A 21,731-nucleotide genomic window follows, 5' to 3' on the forward strand; every position below is an offset into this window, starting at 1 on the left:
CGGCCTAGGCGAAATCCTCGGTATCGATCGTGTTGCGCATGATCTCTGGATAGCGGTGGCCGCTGACGCTGTGCTGGTTGATGAGTTCACCGGCCTGCCGCAGCACGTCTGCACCAATATCCTGCGATGGCGCCGCAAAATTCTGCTGCATGTGATCCATGCTGGTGGTGCCGGGGATCGCGTGGATATGCTCGCCATGTGACAGGACCCAGGCGAGCGCGAGCTGCGCGGGCGTTACCCCCGCATCCTTCGCAAGCGCGTCGAACCGGTTCAGCAGTTCCAGATTGTCAGGCCAGTTCTCGGCATCGAAGCGCGGCATGTTGCGGCGCAGGTCCTTTTCGCCAAGCGTGGCGGTATCCTTCAACTCACCGCCCAGCGCGCCACGCGCGACCGGGGAGAATGCCACGAGGGCAATGCCCAGCTCCTTGGTGGTCTCCAGCACGCCCAGTTCGACATTGCGCGTCCAGAGCGAAAATTCGGTCTGCACCGCAGCCATGGGATACACGCCATGCGCCTCGCGGATATGGGCAGACGACCATTCGGATACGCCATAGGCGCCGATCTTGCCCGCCTCGATCGCACGCTGCAGCGCGCCGACACTGTCTGCGATGGGCACCTTGGGATCGAAGCGGTGCATGTAGAGCAGGTCGATATGGTCGGTTTGCAACCGGCCGAGGCTGGCGTCGATGGAGGCCGCGATGGCGTCGGGAGAACAGTCGATCCCCCGGCGCTGCCCATCCACGACGATGCCCGTCTTGCTCGCCAGCAGGAACTCGCTGCGCCGGTGCATCACCGCTTCGCCCAGCAGTTCCTCGTTCCTGCCCGCGCCGTAGATATTGGCCGTATCGAGATGATCGTAGCCCGCGTCCAGGGCCGCGTTCAGCAGGCGGACCTTGTCCTCGTGCGGGGGCGGGTCGCCATAGGCCCATGAAAGATTCATGCAGCCCAGCCCGATGGGGTGCACCTCTCGCCCGTCAAGCTCCCGCCGCATCAGGACCATCCATCCTGCGCTTCGAGGCTCTGCGCCAGCTCCCCGATCACGCGGTAGCAATCGAGCACGGAAGCGATGGAGGAATTGGGCTCGCGCCCCTCGTGGATCGCGGCAAGGAACTCGCGGTCCTGCAATTCGATACCGTTCATGCTGATATCGACCTCGCTGACATCGATCGGTTCTTCCCGCCCGTCTACCAGATCGTCGTAGCGGGCAATATAGGTACCGGTATCGCCGATATAGCGGAAGAATGTGCCCAGCGGACCGTCATTGTTGAATGACAGCGCGAGCGTGAGGATCTGGCCCTGGTCGGTCTTCATCTGGATCGACTGGTCCATGGCGATCCCCAGCTTCGGGTGTTTCGGACCCTGCAGGATGTTCGCCTGAACCACCTTCGCCCCGGTCATGTACTGGAAAATGTCGATCGTATGCGCGGAGTGATGCCACAGCAGGTGGTCCGTCCAGCTGCGCGGTTCGCCCTTCGCATTGGTGTTCTCGCGCCGGAAGAAGAAGGTCTGGACGTCCATTGCCTGAATCGTGAATTCGCCGGCATCGATGCGGTTTTTTACCCACTGGTGGCTCGGGTTGAAGCGGCGGGTGTGGCCGACCATGCACACGAGGCCGGTTTCCTTCTGCTTCGCCATCACCGCCTGCGCGTCCGCCCAGCTGTCGGCGACCGGGATTTCCACCTCGACATGCTTGCCCGCGTCCATGCAGGCGATGGCCTGCCGCGCGTGCAGCTGCGTGGGAGTGCACAGGATGACCGCGTCGACATCGTCCAGCGCCAGCGCGTCCTCCAGTTCGGTGCCGGAATGCCGCGCGCCGTATTTCGCTGCAATCTCCGCCGCCTTTTCGGCCTCGCGCGAGATGACCGAGACGATCTGAGCGCCATCGATCCGCGTGAGCCCGTCGAGGTGCTTTTCGCCGAACGCGCCGGCGCCGACCAGTGCAATTCCTGTCATCTTCGTCTCCGTAATTCCGATCAGAGCCCGCGTGCCGAAAGCATGGCGTCGAGGCGGGGGAAGACCCGCCGTGCATTGCCTTCGAAGATCGCGTGGCGTTCATCCTCGTCGATGTCGAGTGCGTCGACATAGCGTTTGGTATCGTCGAAATAGTGCCCGGTCCGCGGGTCGATGCCGCGCACCGCGCCCACCATCTCGCTGCCGAACAGGATGTTCTTGCTGTCGATCACCTTGGCCAGCAGGTCGATGCCCGGCTGGTGGTAGACGCAGGTGTCGAAGAACACGTTGTTCATGATGTAATCGTCGAGGCTCGGCTTCTTCAGCATGTCCGCCAGCCCGCGATAGCGCCCCCAGTGGAACGGCACGGCGCCGCCGCCATGCGGGATGATGAAGCGCAGCTTGGGGAAGCGCGCAAACAGATCGCCTTCCATCAGCTGCATGAAGGCCACCGTATCGGCCGCAAGGTAGAACCCACCGGTGGCGTGCATCGCGGGGTTGCAGCTGCCCGAGACGTGAATCATCGCGGGCACGTCCAGCTCGCTCATCGCTTCGTAGATCGGGAACCAGTATTCGTCCGTCAGTGGCGGATGCTCGAAATGCCCGCCGCCCGGATCGGGGTTGAGGTTGCAGCCGACCATGCCGAGTTCCTCGATACAGCGCCGCAATTCCCTGACGCTCGCCTCGAGCCCGCTCCGGGGGCTCTGCGGCAGCATGCACACGCCCGCGAAGGTGCCGGGGAACAGCTGCGTGACGCGGTAGATCAGATCGTTGCATTTCTGGGACCATGCTTCCGATACGTCCTGGTCCCCCTGGTGATGCGCCATCCGGCTGGCCCTGGGCGAGAAGATGGTGAGGTCGGCGCCGCGCTCCTCGATCAGTTTGAGCTGGTTTTCCTCGATCGTCGCGCGGATCTCGTCGTCCGAGATATCGGGGTAGGGTGGGGGCGTCGTGCCCGATTCATAGGCGGCCAGCTGCGCGGTGCGCCATTCGTCGTGCTGCGGCGGGGCGGTGGTGTAGTGGCCGTGGCAGTCGATCACCATCGTCATCGGGCGTTTCCTTCTTCATCGCTCCTGTGGGCGGCCGCGCGCTGACGAACGATCGTGGCCTGCGTCATCAGCGGATAGACCCCCAGATCGCGCAGGGTCAGCACCGCTTGCTCCATCTCTTCTGCGCGGCGGATGCCGTGCGTTTCCATCCGTTCCAGATTGTAGGCGACCCGATCGCGCCAGCTCTCCTCGCGCCAGCTAGCGTCGAGCGAGGCGAGCACCTCTTCCGCGACGCCCGCTGCCTGCGCAGCAGCGATCATCTCATCCGACAACGCTTCCAGACCCTTCACCATGACCGAACGGATCATCTTGATGGCGGAGGCTTGTCCGATCCGGTCTCCCACGACGCGGATATTGGTGAAGCCAATCCGTGCGAGCCGGTCCGAGGCCTGCGCGCCATCCTCCCCCGAAAGGAGCAGCGGCACGTTCAAGCCCGCGGGATCGACGGGGGCCAGAACCGCCACATCGACATATCGCCCGCCCGCCTGCTGAATTGCCTTTCCTGCCTCGCGCTTGGTCTGCGGTGCCACCGAGTTCATGTCGCAGAAGATGGCGTCGGTTTCGATCGAAGCGCACGCCTCCTTCGCTGCCGCCAGCGCCTGGCCTGCAGTGACGAGGGAAAGCACGAGGTCGCTTCCGGCAAGTGCGTCTTGCGGTTCGCGGCAGGGCGTCACCCCGCTCTGCTCCATGGCGGGCATCCGGTGCGGATCGACATCGTGGGCGCGGGCGTCGCCGCCCCACGCCCCCGCGCGAGCGAAGGTGGAGCCAGCTTCCCCGAAACCGATAAGGGTGAATTGCGTGGGCATGACCGGACCCGCCTGCGGCGCGATCGAACCTGCGGCAAATGGATAGGGCGGGCAGCCCATAAACTTCTACGAATTGTGCGGATCGAATCCCTGAAGAATCTCGACCATGTCGCGCTGGGCCGGTGTGGGGTGCCAGCCCTTGCGCGTCGTTATCCCGATACTGCGCGCAATCGGCTGGGGCGGCGGCTTGCAGGCGAGCGCGCCACTGCGCAGCTCGATCCGGATCTGTGCGGGAGACAGGATCGACAACATGTCCGTGTCGAGCAGCAATTCGCGCGCCGCCAATACCGATCCGCACTCGATGGCTACCGACGGTGGCGATTGTCTGGTGCTGCCCAGCATGTCCTCCCAGTGGGCGCGCAGCGGTGTGCCCTTCGCCGGAAGGACCCAGCCGTACTGGCGCAGGGTGTCGGGCCGCAGCACCTTCTCCCCGGCCAGCGGATGCCCGCTTCGCATCGCGATCATGGGGCGATCGACGAAGACACTATGCTGATCCAGATCGTCCGCCGGCGGGTCGCGCATCGCGCCGAGCAGAAGGTCGATATCGCCATCGCGCAGGCGCCCCGAAAGCTCGGCGAAACTGCCTTCGATCACCGCAATCTGCGTGCCGGGACGCTGGCGTGCGAACGCGACGATCGCCCAGGGGAGCCACTGTGCGCGGGACAGCGGCATGGCGCCGACCACGATGCGGCTGCCCGATCGCCCGAGCCAGTCCGCGACTTCTTCGAAGCCGTTGCGCAGTTCCGCCATGGCCAGCCCGAAATTGCGGGCGCGCCGCCTGCCTTTGCGGGTGAGCGAGAGGTGTCGGCCCCTGCGCTCCACCAGGGTCTCGCCAAGCGCTATCGACAGGTCTCTCGCAGCGCGGTGGAGCGAGGCAGGCGACAGGCCCGAGACCTCTGCAGCCCCTGCGTAGCTGCCTGTGCGGGCGAGGGCGAGGAAGGCATTGATCTGCGTTGCGGTGACACGCGGCGATCCGATCAGATCCAGCGCGCGCTCGGCCCGCTCAGCGAGCAGCAGCGCCGGCTGCGTGGGCCGCATCCCGGCAGGTTCTCGCTCGAAAAGCTTGCATCCGACCTGTTCTTCCAGCCGGGCGATGGCCTGCGTCAGGGCTGGCTGGGTCAGCGCGATGGCATTCGCGGCCGCAGTCACGCTCCCGCAGCGCACGGTTGCCGCGAATGCAGCGAGGCGCCGGATGTTGGGGGCATGCTTCTCCATCCCGTTCCTGCTATCAAAAACTTATGCAACAGCAAACGCCGTTGCAGGGTGGAGAGACGCCGAAGGTCGAAGAGCGTGGTTTGCATTTTCTTATGGCCGGCCAAGCGTTCGCATTGGCGCACCGGACGGATTCTTCCCAGGTCCTGCTGGCGAAGGAGAAGTTGCAAATGCCCATCGTCGTCCAGAATATCGAGCGTGCCGGTGCAGACGTGATTGACGGGCTTGCCGAGTGCGGCGTTGCCACGGTGCACGAGGCGCAGGGCCGCAAGGGGCTGCTCGCCCACGATATCCGCCCGATCTATGCGGGCGCGCGCATTGCCGGCAGCGCGGTCACGATCAGCGCGCCGCCGGGCGACAACTGGATGGTCCATGTCGCCATCGAGCAGTTGCAGGCGGGCGACATCCTGGTGCTCGCGCCCACGAGCCCGTGCATCGACGGCTATTTCGGCGATCTTCTGGCCACCAGCGCGCAGGCGAGGGGATGCCGTGGCCTCGTCATCGACGCGGGCGTGCGCGACGTGCGCGACCTCAAGGAGATGAAATTTCCGGTCTGGTCCAAGGCGGTCTTCGCGCAAGGGACGGTCAAGAACACGCTGGGTGATGTGAACGTGCCGGTCGTGTGCGGGGCCGCGCATATCGAGGCGGGCGATATCATCGTGGCCGATGATGACGGAGTGTGCGTCGTGAAACGGGGCGAGGCGGAAGAGGTGCTGCAAAAGGCGCGCGCTCGCGAAGCCAACGAGGAAGAGAAGCGGCAACGGCTGGCGGGAGGCGAGCTCGGGCTCGACATGTACGAGATGCGCGAGCGGCTGGAGCAGCAGGGCCTGCGCTATGTCTGACGGCGTGCGCTGCATGTGGATGCGCGGCGGAACCTCGAAGGGCGGGTACTTCTTGGAAAGCGACCTGCCGACGGACGCCCATGACCGCGACCACGCGCTGCTGCGCATCATGGGAAGCCCCGACGCGCGCCAGATCGACGGGATGGGGGGCGCCGATCCGCTGACCAGCAAGGTCGCCATCGTCAGCCCGTCGCAACGGGATGGCGTGGATGTCGAATACCTGTTTCTTCAGGTCGCGGTCGAGGAGGCGCTCGTCTCCGATCAGCAGAACTGCGGCAACATCCTGGCCGGGGTCGGCCCCTTCGCAATCGAGCGCGGCCTGGTGCAGCCGATGGGGGAAGAGACCCGCGTCACCATCTTCATGCGCAATACGGAACAGATCGCGGTGGCCACGGTCTCCACGCCGGGCGGGCAGGTCAGCTATGACGGCGATGCGGCGATCGACGGGGTGCCCGGCACGCATGCGCCGGTGCCGATAGAGTTTCGCGACACCGCCGGGTCGACCTGCGGTGCGCTGCTCCCCACCGGCAATGCCCGCGACACGATCGACGGCGTCGAGTGCACGCTGATCGACAACGGCATGCCGTGCGTGGTCATCAGGGCGCAGGATGTCGGCGCAACCGGGTACGAGAGCCGCGAGGAGCTGGAGAGCGATGCGCTGGCGGGAATGCGCGAGAAAATAGAGACGATCCGTCTTGCCGCCGGACCGATGATGAACTTGGGCGATGTGTCGTCCAAAACCGTACCCAAGATGACGCTGGTGGCCCCGCCGCGCGGTGGCGGCTGTTGCGCCGCGCGGGTGTTCATCCCGCACCGTGCGCATGCGAGTATCGGCGTGCTGGGTGCCGTCACCACGGCTACCGCGTGCCTGGTCGAAGGATCGGTCGCCGCCGATGTTGCAGACGTGCCGACCGGCACACGAAAGACCCTCGCCATCGAACATGCAAGCGGAGAGACGAGCTGCGTGATGGAAGTGGACGAAGCCGGCGAGGTCGTATCGAGCGCGCTGCTCCGCACCGCGCGCAAGCTGATGGACGGTCATGTCTTCGCCTGATCGGACAGCAAGCTGGCACGCGTCGCCATCGAAGCCGCACTTCGTTCCGCCGCCCGGCGCGGTGGACGCGCACTGCCACGTTTTCGGACCGGCGGAGCGGTTCCCCTTCAGCCCGCAGGCCAAGTATCACCCCGCAGATGCAGGGCCGGAGGCGCTGTTCGCCTTGCGCGATCATCTCGGCTTCTCGCGCAATGTGATCGTCCAGGCCAGCTGCCACGGCACGGACAATTCGGCGACGCTGGATGCCATCGCCCGATCCGACGGGAAGGCTCGCGGTGTGGCGGTGGTGGATCCGGATATCTCCGGGGATGAGCTGGCGGCGCTGCACGCCGGCGGGATGCGCGCGGTCCGCTTCAACTTCCTGAAGCGTCTGGTGGACAACGCCCCGCGGGATCGCTTCCTCGCCCTGTCGCGCCGCCTTCCTGCGCACTGGCACGTGGTGATCTATTTCGAGGCGGACATACTCGCAGAACTGCGCCCCTTCATCGATGCGATCCCCGTGCCGGTGGTGATCGATCATCTGGGCAGGCCGAATGTCTCGCAAGGGCCGGACGGGGCGGACCTTCGCGCGCTGCGAAATCTGCTGGACAGCCGCGAGGACATCCACATCAAGCCGACCTGCCCGGATCGGCTGGACGCGATCAAGGCGGGCGGTGGAGGCGACCCGTGGGATGCCTTTGCGCGGGCGGTTGCGCCGCTGGTGGCAGACTACCCCGACCGGTGCCTGTGGGGGACGGACTGGCCGCACCCGAACATGGCCGACGAGATTCCGGACGATGGCCACATCGTCGACATGATCCCCCGGATCGCACCAACCGCAGAGCTTCGACAAAAGCTGCTCGTTGCCAATCCCATGCGCCTCTATTGGCCCGAGCACGCTTGAGGGGACCGCTCGGCGACGCACGATTACCGCGCCCATGGAGCGGGACGCGAAGCCAGTCCGCAGGCGCGCGCTAACCCTGTTCGATCTCTTCGAGGGCTGCGCCGGCGGCGAGCCATGCCTCTTCGGCTTCGGCCAGGCTGTCGGCGGCATCGGCACGTTTCCTGAGCAGGTCCTGCATGGCCGATGCGCTGTCCTGCCCTGTCTGCTGCCCGCTGCGCTCGACGATCAATCCGTCGAGCCTGGCCACATCGGCTGTCAGTCGCTCGACCGCCTTTTCCGCCTTGCTCAGTTCCGACTTTGCGAAACGCGCCTTACCCTCGCTGTTCGCTGCACGTGATCCGCGAACCTTCGGGGCGCTGTCGCCACGCTCCTTCCTGGGCTGATTGCGGCCGAGAACCAGGTCGATGTAATCCTGCATGCTCCCGGCATATTCGCGCGCGGTCCCGCCATCGACCAGGATCAGCCGGTCTGCCGTCAGTTCGACCATGTGTCGGTCGTGGCTGATGAGAATGACCGCGCCCGAATAGTCGTTGATCGCCTGGATCAGCGCCTCACGCGCATCGACGTCGAGATGGTTGGTGGGTTCGTCGAGGATCAGCAGATGCGGCGCGTCGCGCGTGATCAGCGCCAGCGCCAGCCGCGCGCGTTCCCCGCCGGAAAGCTTGTCCACCCGCTGCTGCGCGCGCGGGCCGGAGAACCCGAACCGCCCCAGCTGGGCGCGCACCGCGCTCTGCGCCGCGCCTTCCATCGCGCGGTTCATCAGGTCCAGCGGCGTATCCTCGCCCGCCAGTTCTTCCACCTGGTACTGCGTGAAATAGCCCACTTTCAGCCGTCCCGGCGCGTTCACATCGCCTTCGGCGGCGTCGAGCTGCGATGCCAGCAGCCGCGCCAGCGTGGTCTTGCCGTTCCCGTTGCGGCCCAGCAGCGCGATGCGATCGTCGGCTTCGATACGGAAGTTCAGCCGCTTGAGGATCGGCGGCGCTTCGCCATAGCCGACCGCCGCCTGTTCGAGCGTGATCATCGGCGACTTCATTTCCTCCGGGTCGGGGAAATCGAAGCTGAGGCTGGGGTCCTCCATCAGCGCCGCGATGGGCTGCATCTTGGCGAGCATCTTGGCGCGCGATTGCGCCTGCTTGGCGGTCGACGCACGGGCGCTGTTGCGTGCGACGTAGTCCTGCAAGCGCGCCCGCTGCGCATCCTGCGAAGCCTTTGCCGCTGCCAGCTGCGCCGCGCGTTCGGCGCGCTGCTTCTCGAACGCGTCGTACCCGCCGGGGTAGAGGGTCAGCTGGCCGCCCTGCAGGTGCAGGATGTGATCGACCACCTTGTTCAGCAGGTCGCGTTCGTGGCTGATCACGACCAGCGTGGCGGGATAGGATTTGAGGAAGTTCTCGAGCCACAGGGTGGCTTCCAGATCGAGGTGGTTGGACGGCTCGTCCAGCAGCAGGATGTCGGGTTCAGAGAACAGCAGCGCGCCAAGCGCGATCCGCATCTTCCACCCGCCGGAGAAGCTGTCCACTGGGCGCTGCTGCATCTCCTCGTCGAAACCCAGCCCGTTCAGGATTTTCGCCGCGCGGGCCGGGGCACTGTAGGCATCGATGGCCAGCAGGCGATCGTGCACGTCGCCCATCCGGTCCATGTCGGTGCAGGTCTCCAGTTCCTCGAGCAGCGCCGCGCGCTCGGTCGCGGAGGCCAGCACGACCTCTTCGGGCGTCAGATCGCCGCTGGGCGCTTCCTGTGCGATGTATCCGATGCGCGAGCGCGAGGGTTTTGTCACTTCGCCGTCGTCGGGCTCGATTTCCCCGATCAGCGCCTTCATCAGCGTGGACTTGCCTGCGCCATTGCGCCCGATCAGGCCGACGCGCGCGCCCACCGGCACGGTCGCGCTCGCGCGTTCGAGAATGGGCCGCCCGCCCAGCCGCACTGTGACACCGTCGATGGTAAGCATGCGCGCGCTCCTAGCAGCACTTTCTCACGGTCCCAAAGACCTGAATCGAAGGGATCGGGAATTGCGCCGAAATTGCGCGAAAGGAGAGGGCCGCGACCCTAGTGGCGGCGGAGCGTGGCCTGTCCGAGCCGCTGGAGCAGTGTCGACAGGGAACCGTAGTTCGCCTGCGGATAGGCCGAAGGCTCCGGCAGAGCGGCGCTCAGCCGGCGGTGCGCCTCGGCCAGTGAGTGGTAGGGCAGGCGGGGCAGCAGGTGGTGCAGCGCGTGGAAACGCAGACCCACCGGGGCCCACAATACGCCAGGGAAGGCGGCGGGCACGTTGGTGCTGTCACGATACTGGTCGGTCAGCGACAATTGCCCGCCATCATTCTCCCACAGGTGGGCGACCAGCGTGCGCGTCTGGTTGAGCAGCGCAACACCGGCGACAACCGCGCAATACAGCGCAAAGGCGCGCAGTGGCAGAATGCCCAGTGCGGTGGTCGCCAGGATAGTGACGGCGACCACGCTGGCCGCGGCCTCCTGCACCTTCCAGCGGCGCGCGAAGTCGCCCTCTGGCGCGGGGCGGTGATAGGCGGGGTTCACCTCGAGCGCGGAGAACCGCTCCACGAGCACGCGCCGCAGCGGCGGGATCACCCAAGAAAGCGGCCCGAGAATTCCGAAGCGCAGGAACATCAGCGCGGGCATCGCCACCGCGGCGATCGTGAACAGCGGCAGCGTCCACGGGCGCATGTGCGCGAGCGGCAGATATTCGGGATCGCGCTCCGTACCGTAATGCGCGCGTGAGTGGTGAACCGCGTGAATGCCCTCGTAGAGGAACGAGGGCAGCATCAGCGGCGCGCCCACCCCGATGTTCCACGCCAGGCGGAAGCCGGGCAGCCTGCGGTGGTCAAGATGGGTGATCTCGTGGATGAACAGCGCTGCGCGATAGAGCGTCAGGATCGAGACCAGCACGAGCGCGGCGGTGAGCCATGCATTGCCGCTCGCAATCGCGCCGAGCAGCGCGGCATAGCCGATCGCCGCCGAACCGAAGCAATCGCCCCAGTACATCGCCGGGTTGGGCGTATGCAGGTCGCGCGTCAGCATGGCAGCCTGACGCAGCATCTCCTTGTCCTCTTGTCCGGGGGCGGGCGCTAGCAGCATTGTGTCTTCGCTCTTTTGCGTGGTGAGGTGGATACTTGCCATGATCAGTGGCGCAGCAGCAATCGGGTTATGGCGGTGTTGAGGGGGCCAATGCGCGCAGCTGCCCCCAGCGCGGCCCGCCGCGCGACATGGGCGCGCGGGCTCTCCGCCGTATATAGGTGCACCAGAAGGTTGGTGCCACTGTAAAGCGGACGCGTGGCGAGCCGATGGCGTGCCTCGTAGCGTCGCAGCAAGAGCGGCGAGGCGATCGAACGGTGCTTCTGCGCGGCATCGCGCACCAGCCCGGCGAGCGTTGCCGCCGATTGCAGGCCCAGGTTGAAACCATGCGCGGTGACCGGATGCATCCCCACCGCCGCATCCCCGATCAGCGCCGCGCCGTCACTGGCGAAGTGCCGGGCATAGGTGGTCGCCAGCGGATAGACGTGCGGGCCGGACACGAAGCGCATGGTGCCAAGGCGGCGCTCGAAGCGGTCTTCGATCTCCGCCGCGAGCACTTCGGGCGGGTAGGCCGCGATCCGATCGATCGTTGCGCTCTCAAGGGTGAGCACGGCGGACGACTGGTGCTCGCCCAGCGGCAGCATGGCGATGGTCTGCCCGTGGCCGAACCACTCGGTCGCCAGGCCGTGATTGGGCCGCTCATGCGAAAGCCGCGCGACCAGCATCGACTTGCCCAGCCGGTTGATCTCCGCAGAAATGCCCAGCTGTTCGCGGACTGCGGAAAAGCGCGAATCGGCGGCGACGAGCAACCGCGCGGTCAGGGTGCGTCCGTCGGCCAGCGTCACACGCGCGCCCGCCCTGTCGGCATGGACATGCTCGACCCCGGTGCTCGCCAGCAGGGTGACGCCATCCTGCCCTTCCATCGCCGCGAACAGGCTCTGGCGGATCAGATGGTTGGAGACGAGGCATCCCAGCCGGTCTTCCGGGCCGCCGTCGGTATCGAAGCCGAGCGCGAGGGGGGATTGGCCATTATAGACCCGCGCGGCGCGCAGCGCGAAGATCTGGTCGGGCGCGATCCTGCCCCACGCGCCGAGCCGCTCCAGCGTGGCAACCGATCGATGGGTGAGCGCGATTTCCCGCCCGTCGACCGGCGGCAAAGCCAGCACGTCTGAAGGCTGACGCTCGACCAGTGCGATATTCAGCCCGCTGCCTTCCAGCGCACGGGCAAAGGCAAGCCCTGCGGGGCCGGCCCCCACCACGATGATATCGAAATCGCGCATTGCTGTGTCCTTGCATCGCCTGTTTCGGGCGGCGCTAGCGAGGGTGCGGCGCGCTGGCATTGCGCGAAATCAAGTCGGCATTGTCGCGGGGCGGGCGCTTCTCTGGCCCCGTTCGATCTGGCATGGCCGCCGGCATGACCGCCCAAACGCGTACCTCAGGCCTGCCTGCCGCCGAGTCCCCGCAATTGCTGGACAAGCTGCATGAAGTCTTCGGCTTCCGCTCGTTCCGGGGCGTTCAAGCCCAGGTCGTCGACCGGGTGATGGCGGGACAGTCTACGCTGGCGGTGATGCCCACGGGGGCGGGCAAATCGCTGACCTACCAGCTGCCCGCGACGCTGCTGGAGGGCACATGCGTCGTCATCAGCCCGCTGATTGCGCTGATGCACGACCAGCTGCGCAGCGCGAGCGCCAACGGCATCCGCGCCGCCACGCTGACCAGCGCGGACGAGAACCGCGCCGAGACGGTCCAGCGCCTTCGCGCGGGCGAGCTCGATCTGCTGTATGTCGCGCCCGAACGCGCGAGCCAGAGCCATTTCCGCGATCTGCTCTCGCAATGCCGCATATCGCTGTTCGCGATCGACGAGGCGCATTGCGTGTCCGAATGGGGGCACGACTTCAGGCCCGACTACCGCCTTCTGCGCCCGCTGATGGACCAGTTCGCCGATGTGCCGCGCCTCGCGCTGACTGCGACGGCGGATGCACACACCCGGTCCGACATCCTGACCCAGCTTGGCATCGCGCCGGAGGGTCTGATCGTCGCCGGGTTCGACCGTCCGAACATTCGTTACACGATCCGCCCGCGCGATTCGCTGACTCAGCAGCTGCGCCGCCTGCTCGCCGAAAACCCCGGTCCCGGGATCGTCTACGCGCAGACCCGCGCCGCGACCGAGAGGCTGGCGGAGTCCCTGTCCGACGGGACGCGCGAAGTGCGCTGCTATCATGCGGGCCTGCCGCCCGAAGTGCGCGCCGCCAACCAGGCGGCATTCGTGGCGAGCGAGAACATGGTAATCTGCGCCACGGTCGCCTTCGGCATGGGGATCGACAAGCCGGACGTTCGCTTCGTTGCCCATGCGGGGCTGCCGAAGTCGATCGAGTCCTACTACCAGGAAACGGGCAGGGCGGGGCGCGACGGCGACCCGTCGGCGGCGCATCTGTTCTGGGGCGCGGATGATTTCGCAAGGGCGCGAATGCGGATCGCAGAGGTCGGCGAGGCGCGCCAGCAGGGCGAACGCACGCGGCTCGCGGCGCTCGGCGCGCTGGTCGAGACCGCCGGCTGCCGCCGCGCGATCCTGCTGCGCCATTTCGGCGAGGACCCGCCCGAGACCTGCGGCAATTGCGACAACTGCCTCAATCCGCCCAAGTCGGTCGACGCTACGGTCGTGGCGCAGAAATACCTTTCCGCCGTGGCGCGCACGCGGCAGATGTACGGCGCGGGCTATGTCGAGAGCATCCTCACCGGCCAGTCGAGCGAACGCAGCCGAGCACAGGGGCACGACAAGCTGTCGGTGTTCGGGATCGTCGAGGGGGAGGAAGCCGCGCTGCTCAAGCCGGTCCACCGCGCGCTGCTGGTGCGCGGCGCGCTGCTGCCGACCGAGCATGGCGGGATGATGCTGGGACCGGAGGCGCGCGGGTTCCTCAAGGGCGAGGAGCCGCTCGATCTGGTGATCCCGCCCAAGCGGACAGGCGGAAAGCGGGGCAGCCGGGCCGGATCGGGCCAGGCACTCAACCCCGTGGGCGATCCGCTGTTCGATGCGCTGCGCGCATTGCGGCGCGATCTGGCGAAGGAAAATCAGGTCCCGCCCTACGTCATCTTCCATGATTCCGTGTTGCGGGACATGGCCGGGCTGCGGCCGCAGACACTCGCCCTGCTGGGCGAGCTGCCCGGTATCGGGGCGAAGAAGCTGGAGGCCTATGGCGACGCCTTCCTGGAGGTCATCCGGCAGTACGAGCGGTAGCGCTTTCCCGCTTGCGGGACAGATCGCCCGGCGCCTTCTTGTGCAAACGCGGTTTCGCGGTAGACCTTGCCCGGGGGCAATCGCGGGGCGGCGAACCGGAACATGGAATGGAGCACTGCCAGCGCGCCAGACGCTTCGCTGTTCTGGAACCCGGCGGCTCTCAGCTACCTGAGCCAGCTGCTGCTTGCGCTGGTGCTGGCGGCCTATCTGGTGCGCAGGGCCACGCGCGATTCCCGGCAGGGCCGGTTCCACGCGCCGACCTGGATACTCGCCATCCTCATGCTCTCGCTGGTGCCGGTATTCTGCACCACCTTGCTGCGCGTACTGACTGCCGGCGGCTGGCTGAGCTACGCGATGCCTTGGTCCCGGCTCGACGCGTGGACCACGCTGGCCATGCCCTGGGCGCGCCCTTTCGGCAGCATCGCGCCGGTTGCGCTGGTGCTTCTGGGATACCTCTTCCCCAGGCCTCTCCCCGGCACCCGGCGCGAAATGATGCTGATCATGGCGGTGCTTTTCGCCCTGATCGTGGCCGAGACCGCGATTGCGGTGCGTGCCGACATTGCCATCGTCATGCGCGAGGCGTGGTGGCGGCCGCAATGGATCGCCGGGTGGATGCACCTGTGCATCCTTTGGTCCGCAATCGTCTTCTGGCGCCAGCTGGCCGCTGCACAGGCCGATGGGCTGTCGGCGTCCGGCTGGCGAAGGGTGCGCGCCCTGTTGGCCCTGCCGTGGCGGCCCGGCCCTTCGCGAGAGGGGCAGGTCTCGCGCGCGTTCCTGATCCTCACCATCCTGCCGATCATCCATACAGCGACCCTGCTCGTACCCGAAGGCAGCAGAACTGCGCTCTATTCGATAGATATCCTGATCTGCTGGATGGCGCTGGTCCAGCTGGTCGGCCTGACGCTGGTGCTGGTGGGGTATCTTCCCGAACGCACCACCTTCCTGTTCAGGCTGACCGCGATCGGGCTGGCGGTGCTTCTGGCGGCGTTGACCGGGGCAAGCTGGGTGATCGCGCCAGCCTACGAAAGGCAGTTCCGCGCGCCCGATCTGGCCGCGTCGGGCGAAGCGGTGCTGTTCGTTCCGCGCGGGCCGGAGGGTGGCTATGCTGGCCAGCCGTCCGCCTTTCTGCCTGAAAGAGTGCGCGGACCTGCCCTGAACCCGCAGGGCGGGGCGGTGACGCTGCCCTTCGATTTTCCCTTCTATGGACGCGAGTACCGGCGCGTTTTCATCGACCGGTTGGGCACGATTGCCTTCGACAGGATGCCAAGGCCGGTCGATGCGGCGTTCGAAAGCGGCGTCCAGCCTGCGATCTACCCGCTGCTGGTGGATACGCCATCCGGGGGCACGCAGATCACGGCCTTCGCCAGCGACGAAAGGCTGGTGGTGACCCGGCGCGACCGCTGCGGGCCGGAGGATGTGCGCCGCTGCTATCAGGTGCAGACCGTCCTGCATGCCGACGGGCGCATCGAGGTGCAGTTCCTCGACGTGCCGACTGCGCCCCAATTTGCGATGTTTCGCCCGCTCGATGCGCCATGGCTGACGGGGATTACCCCGGGCACCGATATGCGCGCGGGGCAGGCGCTGCTGCAGGACCATTACCGCACCTTCCTCGCCCATCTCGACCGGCTATACGCGCCCTTCGTTCCGTTCATCGCGCTCGCGGCGCTTGCCACGCTGATCGGCCTGCCGATCGTGTTCCGCAGCTTTCTGCTCGCGCCGCTCGACCGCCTGCTGCGGGGCATGCGGCGCTTCCGCGAAGGGGAGAGCGATGTCCAGGTGCCGGCCTCCTACCGGGACGAGATCGGCTACCTGATCGAAGCGTTCAACGCGCTGGTGCGCGAGCAGACCGCCCTGACGCGCCGGCTCGAAGACCGCGTGGCCGACCGCGTGGCGGAGATCGCCGACATGACGATCCAGACCACCAAGCTGGAAGAGCGCGCCCGCCTTTCGGCGGACCTGCACGATGCGGTGGCGCAGACGCTGGCTTCGGCAACGCTCCACGCCAGCGCCCTGCCGACACGGCTCCAGAACCTCGCCGGGCCCGACCGCGAAGCGGCGGAACAGGTCGCAAGGCTCAACCGCCATGCCCTGCGCGAGATGCGCCAGCTGCTGACCGAGCTGCGCGAGGATGACGCGCAATGGTCGCTCACCCACCGGCTTGGCGAACTGGTGCACAGCTTCGAGCGGCTGCATGCGCTGAAGATCGATTGCGAGCTGAACGAGGCTGCTGCGTTGCCGCCAGAGGTGTTCGCCATGTTCTACCGCGTGGCGCAGGAAGCGCTGAACAACGTGCTTAAGCACAGCGGGGTGGACGAGGTCGCGCTGGTCTTCGATGCGCTGGAGGATCGCGCCCTGCTGAGCGTGAGCGACGATGGACGCGGTTTCGATCCGGCCAGGGGCGACCGGCGCGAACGGCTGGGCCTTTCGATCATGCGCGACCGCGCGGAGACGATCGGCGCGACGCTTGAAATAGAAACTGCGCCGGGCAAGGGTTGCCGGGTCACCATGATCTGGGTGCGATAGCGGCATGAGCGAGACAATCCGGGTGCTGGTCGTCGACGACCACCTGATGGTGCGCAAGGGTATTGCGCAGCTGCTGGCGAGTGCTCCCGAGATCGAGCTGGTCGGCGAGGCGGACAGCGGCGAGGCCGCGCTGGAACTGTGCGCCAGCCTGTCGCCGGACATAGTGCTGATGGATCTGCGCATGCCCGGCATGGGCGGAATGGCGGCAACCCAGAGCATCCACCGCGCCCACCCCGACATCCGAATTATCGGCCTCAGCACCTTTGCCGAGGATCACATGGTCGCCAGCATGGTCGCCAGCGGTGCATCGGCGCATCTGCCCAAGTCCGTGACCTTCGAAGAGCTGACCGACGCCATCCGCAAGGTGGTGCAGGGAGGGGTGATCGAACGGCCCCTCGGCACGGCCCCCGCGCAGGCTCCCTCAAATCTCTCGGGCGCGATCACGGGGCAGCAGCGGCGGGTTCTCGCGCTGCTGGCCAAGGGCTTCACCAATCCGGAGATAGCCAGGTACCTCGGCTTCTCGGTCTCGACGGCGAATTATCACGTCGGCGCAATTCTGGCCAAGCTGGGCGTATCGAACCGCGCAGAGGCCGCAGCCATCGCGGTGCGGGAGCAGCTGATCGACGAGTTCGACCTCTAGCAACGGCTTGCCCGCAACAGCCCGGCAGGCCGACTAGTAGACCTACCAGTTCCGTTCGCCGCCGGTCGCCTTACTCTCCAGACTGCTTGGACGGGAGGGGACACGGGGTGCGGTACTGGATTGCGATCATCCTGCCTCCCGCGTTCCTCCTTCCTGCTTGCGGGGAGCGTGCTGGCGACGATCCGTCACCGGCGGCCACCGCACAGGCATCGGTCCAATGCCCGGCACAGGGCGATCGGCTGGCGATCACCGGCCTGTGTGCCGAACGCGCGGCCAGCTACCTCGATGTTACGGGCGGGGAAGCGCCAAAGGCGCCGCAGGGATGCGAATGGAGCGTGCAGGAAACCCGCTTCGATGAGGCCGTGCTGCTCTACCGGGCGACGCAATGCGGCGACAAGACCACCAGGCTGGCCTTTTCCGATGGCCCGCCAATGGCAGAGCTTTCCTATGATACGGCAGCCTACGGCGATCCGGAAAATGCGCTGAAGGGAGAGGTGCTGGTTCGCGTCGCCGGTCTCGACGCAAGCGACAGGACCGCCACTATCCTGCGGATTGCCCGCGATGCGATCGACGATCCGCGCGAGAGCAAGGCATGCACCGTGCGCAACGCCAGGATCGATTACTGGCCGACCGATGCGCTGGTGGTGGATGTAGGCGCGGCCCAGGCGGCACAGGCGCCGCCCGACGAGCCGCGGGCTGCCTGCGGCCCCTTCGGACTCAGCGAAGACGAATCTGCATTCTGGCGCGTGTTCCAGGGCCATAGCTGGTTTTTCCAGCTGGGGCAGGACGTGTGGCAGATCGATCCCGGCTCTTTCACCCTGCTCGCCAAGGACCGCAGCGGCACCTGGGTCCCGGTCGAATGACGGCGGAGAAGAACCTGCGCAGCCGCTGGCGCGGAAACCACGATCACCATGAACTGGAGCGACCGATGAAGAAACGAGTGTGTGCGATGTCCTTTGCCCTGGCGCTTGCCGCCTGCGGCGATTCCTCCTCCGACGACAGCGGAGAACTGGCGACCGCGAAGGCCGAAGCCGCCGCCGCGAAGGCGGAAACCGCGGCCATGAAGGCCGAGATGGCTGCATCGGGCGCGCCCGAGAAGGCCGCCGGTTCCACCCCGGCACCAGAGGTGCAGAAGGCAGCGGCCACCAGCACGCCGAAGGTGCAGGCCAAGGGTAACGGCAAGTATCGCATGCCGACCGCAGACGAGCTCGCCAACGGGGTGAACGCCAATTGCGAGGTCATGATCGAAGGCTACACCTATAGCGGGCCCTGCAAGTTCGACTCGCCGGGCGGGGCAAGCTTCGGCGTCGCGCGGGCGGACGGCTATCCGATGAGCTCGCAGTTCGAGGAAATCTACGTCGAGGCCGATACGCGCACCGACGGTTTCGGGCGATTCCGCGATGGCGATGGCAACTGGCAGGACATGGGCATCCTCACCCGTGCGAACACCAGGGATGCGTGCTGGACCGGCGATCTGACCAAGGTGTGCGCCTACGGCAAGAAATTCTGATCGCCGCAGTACCTCCCTTTCTAAGGAGAATTCCCATGCAAATCAGATCAATCCCGGCAGCGATGGCCATGGGCGCAGCACTGGCGGCGACCGCCTGCAGTGCCCAGGCAGCCGACGCCGTGCAGCCCGTGCTGACCGACGGTTCGGTCCCTTATGCAAGATACGGCGCCTGGACCTTGTACCAGACCAGTACCGAGGCGTTCGACGGCGCGCTCACCTGTGCGGCGGTCGCCAATCTGCCCGGGTCCTACGATGCAATCCGCATCGAACGCGGGGCGGATGGATACGCTTTCGGCGTGAACGGTTTCGACCGCGCCAGCTTCGGTGAGAACGGCGAATATCCGCTGACCTACTGGTTCCACACCGAAACCCCGATTGCAGCCGAGGGCATGGGGCGATTCATCAAGGACCCGGCCTTTCCGGACGACGACTGGCTGAGCGCCTATGCCAGTATGGAGGATCTGAACGGCGATAGCCCGTTCAGCGATATCTACAGCGCGGACGAGATCACCTTCGAGATCGAGAATCCCGGCAATCGCACGGGCGAGGACGCGGTGCGGATGACCTTCCCGGTCGGCACCGGCGAGATCCTGCTGCGCGCGCTCGATCAATGCTACGAGATGGGACTGCGCTACGCCGAGAATACCGAGGGGCCGATTGCACCGTGCCGGGACGACGGCCTGCGCCTGCCGCTCAGCGGCCTGTGCGAAAGCGCGGCCAATGCGCTGATCGAAGTGGCCGATGGGCCCGAACCTCAGCTTGCTGCGGATTCCTGCGAATGGGCGCTCGGCGAAGCGTGGCTTTCCGGAATGATGGTGCTCTATCGCGCCGCCGAGTGCAGCGACCGGGTCTCGCGGCTCTATGGCGGGGCGGGGGCGCATATGGCCCAGCTCGAACTGATCGAGACCGCCTATGCCGAAGATGGCAGCGCCTTCGGCAAGCTGGAGGAACCGGCGCCCTACGCGGACGTGTTCACCCGCTTCAAAAACAGCCCGGCCGCCGATGTGACGGCACGCGCGCTTTACGGCCTGCAGGGGCAGGTCGCCAAGAGCTGCGCGGCCCGCAAGTCGGACAGGGTGGCGGATGGCTATATTGTCGATGTCAGCAAGGCGGAGCGTGCCCGCCAGCCTCAGGACGAACCGCCCGCCAGCCTGTGCGGCGAATATGGTGCGGGTGAGGATGGCGATCTCTGGCGCGTCTTCCAGGGCCACGCCGCCTACCTGCGGCTGGGGCAGGATGCCTATCAGGACATCGACTATCGCAGCCTGACCCTGATCGAGCCCGATGGCGAGGGCGGCTGGAGGCTTGTGAGCTAACGAGGCGGGGGGAGGGGCCCGCCGTCATCATCCGCGCGGGTGAGGCGGCAGGCCCGATCGCCGGGCGCGCTTAAGTTGATAATGCGAGTTATTCGCATTTACATGCACGGCGAGGGGCGCTAGGGCTGTGTCATCTTAATCAGGGACACGCACTCGCCATGGCTTTCGATCTCGCTCTGCTGACCAGCACCCCCGATATCCGCACCGTCGCACCGGTTCATGCGCGGCTGGTCCGCGCACTTCGCTACACGCATATCGCACGCAGGGCCCGCAGCTTCTGCTGCGACGATCTGGCCGAGCAGCTGGGCGCGCCGCTGGCGGTGCATGCCTTTCTCGTGTTCCTGGACGAGGCCGGGCGGGCTTGGCCCGAACCGATCTCGCTCAACCCGCCATGCCAGCCGCGCATGAGCTACGACGAGATGCTGCTGGTGGATTGCGCCACCGCCGCGGCGAAGAACGAACGCGAAGCCTTCGACGAATTTCTGCGCGACATGCTCGATGCATCCGCGCGGCGTGGCCTGTGGAATGCTGCGCGCCGACTGATGATGCGGATGGTGGTCGTGCAGCAATAGCCGCCAGCGCGCTCCGGCGCCGCCAGACAGGGCCGGATTTACCCCACGGTAACCATCGCAGGCCTAGACCGGCCCCATGCGAAGGGGCCCTGGCGCAGTGAAACTGATTATCCAGATACCGTGCTTGAACGAGGAAGAGACGCTTCCTCAGACGCTGGTCGATCTGCCGCGCCAGATCCCGGGGATCGACAAGGTCGAAATCCTCATCATCGATGACGGGTCGAGCGACCGCACGGTCGAGGTCGCGCGCCGCTTCGGGGTGCACCATATCGTGCGCAACGGCACCAATCGCGGCCTTGCGCGCAGCTTCTCGCGCGGGATCGAGGAGGCGCTGCGGCAGGGTGCGGACATCATCGTCAACACCGATGGCGACAACCAGTATCGCGGGGCGGATATTGCCAAGCTGGTCGCGCCCATCGTCGCGGGTGAGGCGGACATCGTGATCGGCGACCGGCAGACGCAGGCAATCGCCCATTTCTCTCGCGGCAAGAAGCTGCTGCAGCGGCTGGGCAGCTATGCCGTCTCCACGCTTGCGGGAACGCGCGTGCCCGATGCCGTATCGGGCTTTCGCGCCATCAGCCGCGAGGCGGCGATCAAGACCAACATCGTCTCCCCCTTCAGCTACACGATCGAAACCGTGCTGCAGGCGGGTCGCAGGAAGATGACCATCCGGTCCGTTCCCGTGGCCACCAATGCCAAGACGCGCGAAAGCCGCCTGTTCACCAATATCCCGAATTTCGTGACCCGCCAGCTCAAGACGCTGCTGCAGATGTACGTGATGTATTCGCCGCTGCGCGCCTTCAGCTCGCTGGGGCTGGGGCTCGCGCTGGTGGGCATCGCGCCGATCCTGCGCTTCGTGTGGTTCTACGCGACCGGCGACGGCTCTGGCCACCTGCAATCGCTGGTGCTGGGCGGTGTATTGTGCGTGATGGCCTTCATCGCCTTCACCGCCGGGCTTCTGGCGGACGTGGTCAGCCGCAACCGGCAACTGCTCGAGCTGACGCTGGAAAAGGTCCGGCGGCTGGAACTGGCGCTGGACGAGCCGGACAGCGAACCCGCGCCGCTGCCCGAAGAGGGCGACACCCCGCCGCCCGTTGCGCTGCGCGCAAAGGGCTGAG

The 21,731-nt window shown here is 66.4% G+C and carries 19 protein-coding genes; 11 read left to right on the forward strand and 8 right to left on the reverse strand.

Translation table 11 applies throughout. The features are described 5' to 3' along the window. Positions 1-4: 4 nt before the first annotated feature. The 5 genes from ADAD_RS0107855 to ADAD_RS0107875 all read right to left on the reverse strand — a co-directional run bounded on the left by ADAD_RS0107855 (position 5) and on the right by ADAD_RS0107875 (position 5,020). On the reverse strand, positions 5-1,000 hold the full coding sequence (locus ADAD_RS0107855) for an aldo/keto reductase (protein ID WP_010412147.1): 996 nt from the start codon (positions 998-1,000) through the stop codon (positions 5-7). Next, positions 991-1,953, reverse strand: coding sequence for a Gfo/Idh/MocA family oxidoreductase (locus tag ADAD_RS0107860; protein WP_010412152.1), 963 nt, complete (start codon positions 1,951-1,953; stop codon positions 991-993). The genes ADAD_RS0107855 and ADAD_RS0107860 overlap by 10 nt, the downstream gene beginning before the upstream one ends. A 20-nt stretch (positions 1,954-1,973) precedes the next feature. Continuing rightward, the gene (locus tag ADAD_RS0107865; protein ID WP_029139996.1) at positions 1,974-2,999 is read right to left on the reverse strand and encodes an amidohydrolase family protein; all 1,026 of its coding nucleotides are present in this window, start codon (positions 2,997-2,999) and stop codon (positions 1,974-1,976) included. Then, the gene (locus tag ADAD_RS15740) at positions 2,996-3,805 is read right to left on the reverse strand and encodes an NAD(P)-dependent oxidoreductase (RefSeq protein WP_033193289.1); all 810 of its coding nucleotides are present in this window, start codon (positions 3,803-3,805) and stop codon (positions 2,996-2,998) included. Before ADAD_RS15740 ends, ADAD_RS0107865 begins: the two co-directional genes overlap by 4 nt. A 66-nt stretch (positions 3,806-3,871) precedes the next feature. Then, on the reverse strand, positions 3,872-5,020 hold the full coding sequence (locus ADAD_RS0107875) for a LysR family transcriptional regulator (RefSeq protein WP_010412162.1): 1,149 nt from the start codon (positions 5,018-5,020) through the stop codon (positions 3,872-3,874). 167 nt (positions 5,021-5,187) lie between these two features. On the opposite strand from ADAD_RS0107875, the gene ADAD_RS0107880 reads away from it, so the two are divergent. Genes ADAD_RS0107880 through ADAD_RS0107890 form a run of 3 tightly spaced genes read left to right on the forward strand, consistent with a single transcriptional unit; the run spans position 5,188 to position 7,796 of the window. Continuing rightward, complete coding sequence (locus ADAD_RS0107880) at positions 5,188-5,859, forward strand: 4-carboxy-4-hydroxy-2-oxoadipate aldolase/oxaloacetate decarboxylase (protein ID WP_010412166.1); 672 nt, start codon at positions 5,188-5,190, stop codon at positions 5,857-5,859. Then, entirely contained in the window at positions 5,852-6,913 is a 1,062-nt protein-coding gene (locus ADAD_RS0107885; RefSeq protein WP_010412169.1) for a 4-oxalomesaconate tautomerase, read from the forward strand. Before ADAD_RS0107880 ends, ADAD_RS0107885 begins: the two co-directional genes overlap by 8 nt. Next, positions 6,900-7,796 carry an amidohydrolase family protein gene (locus ADAD_RS0107890; protein ID WP_029139997.1) on the forward strand — a complete coding sequence of 299 codons (897 nt, stop codon included), beginning with the start codon at positions 6,900-6,902 and terminating at the stop codon, positions 7,794-7,796. Before ADAD_RS0107885 ends, ADAD_RS0107890 begins: the two co-directional genes overlap by 14 nt. Before the next feature lie 70 nt (positions 7,797-7,866). Here the strand turns inward: ADAD_RS0107890 and ADAD_RS0107895 are convergent, their stop codons facing one another. The 3 genes from ADAD_RS0107895 to ubiM all read right to left on the reverse strand — a co-directional run bounded on the left by ADAD_RS0107895 (position 7,867) and on the right by ubiM (position 12,097). Then, on the reverse strand, positions 7,867-9,741 hold the full coding sequence (locus ADAD_RS0107895; RefSeq protein WP_010412173.1) for an ABC-F family ATP-binding cassette domain-containing protein: 1,875 nt from the start codon (positions 9,739-9,741) through the stop codon (positions 7,867-7,869). 98 nt (positions 9,742-9,839) lie between these two features. Then, positions 9,840-10,922 carry a fatty acid desaturase family protein gene (locus tag ADAD_RS0107900; protein ID WP_010412176.1) on the reverse strand — a complete coding sequence of 361 codons (1,083 nt, stop codon included), beginning with the start codon at positions 10,920-10,922 and terminating at the stop codon, positions 9,840-9,842. Positions 10,923-10,924: 2 nt separating this feature from the next. Beyond that, complete coding sequence (gene ubiM / locus ADAD_RS0107905; protein ID WP_010412178.1) at positions 10,925-12,097, reverse strand: 5-demethoxyubiquinol-8 5-hydroxylase UbiM; 1,173 nt, start codon at positions 12,095-12,097, stop codon at positions 10,925-10,927. Between the two features lie 134 nt (positions 12,098-12,231). Between ubiM and recQ the strand changes: the two genes are divergently transcribed. The 8 genes from recQ (at position 12,232) to ADAD_RS15755 (ending at position 21,730) form a co-directional block, all read left to right on the forward strand. Beyond that, on the forward strand, positions 12,232-14,052 hold the full coding sequence (gene recQ / locus ADAD_RS0107910) for a DNA helicase RecQ (protein ID WP_033193290.1): 1,821 nt from the start codon (positions 12,232-12,234) through the stop codon (positions 14,050-14,052). A gap of 102 nt (positions 14,053-14,154) precedes the next feature. Then, positions 14,155-16,575, forward strand: a complete 2,421-nt coding sequence (locus ADAD_RS16370) for a sensor histidine kinase (protein ID WP_010412185.1) — start codon at positions 14,155-14,157, stop codon at positions 16,573-16,575. 4 nt (positions 16,576-16,579) lie between these two features. Continuing rightward, positions 16,580-17,215 (forward strand): response regulator, encoded by a 636-nt coding sequence (locus tag ADAD_RS0107920; RefSeq protein WP_010412188.1) that lies wholly within the window; start codon positions 16,580-16,582, stop codon positions 17,213-17,215. Between the two features lie 107 nt (positions 17,216-17,322). Next, positions 17,323-18,078 (forward strand): hypothetical protein, encoded by a 756-nt coding sequence (locus ADAD_RS0107925; protein WP_010412191.1) that lies wholly within the window; start codon positions 17,323-17,325, stop codon positions 18,076-18,078. Further along, the gene (locus ADAD_RS15750) at positions 18,075-18,725 is read left to right on the forward strand and encodes a hypothetical protein (protein WP_010412193.1); all 651 of its coding nucleotides are present in this window, start codon (positions 18,075-18,077) and stop codon (positions 18,723-18,725) included. Before ADAD_RS0107925 ends, ADAD_RS15750 begins: the two co-directional genes overlap by 4 nt. 35 nt (positions 18,726-18,760) lie before the next feature. Continuing rightward, positions 18,761-20,041 (forward strand): hypothetical protein, encoded by a 1,281-nt coding sequence (locus ADAD_RS0107935; RefSeq protein WP_139020390.1) that lies wholly within the window; start codon positions 18,761-18,763, stop codon positions 20,039-20,041. 158 nt (positions 20,042-20,199) lie between these two features. Further along, on the forward strand, positions 20,200-20,613 hold the full coding sequence (locus ADAD_RS0107940; protein ID WP_010412201.1) for a hypothetical protein: 414 nt from the start codon (positions 20,200-20,202) through the stop codon (positions 20,611-20,613). A 97-nt stretch (positions 20,614-20,710) separates the two neighbouring features. Next, positions 20,711-21,730, forward strand: a complete 1,020-nt coding sequence (locus tag ADAD_RS15755; protein WP_033193260.1) for a glycosyltransferase family 2 protein — start codon at positions 20,711-20,713, stop codon at positions 21,728-21,730. Position 21,731 lies beyond the last annotated feature (1 nt).

The organism is Citromicrobium sp. JLT1363 (assembly GCF_000186705.1).
Classification (GTDB): Bacteria; Pseudomonadota; Alphaproteobacteria; order Sphingomonadales; family Sphingomonadaceae; genus Alteriqipengyuania.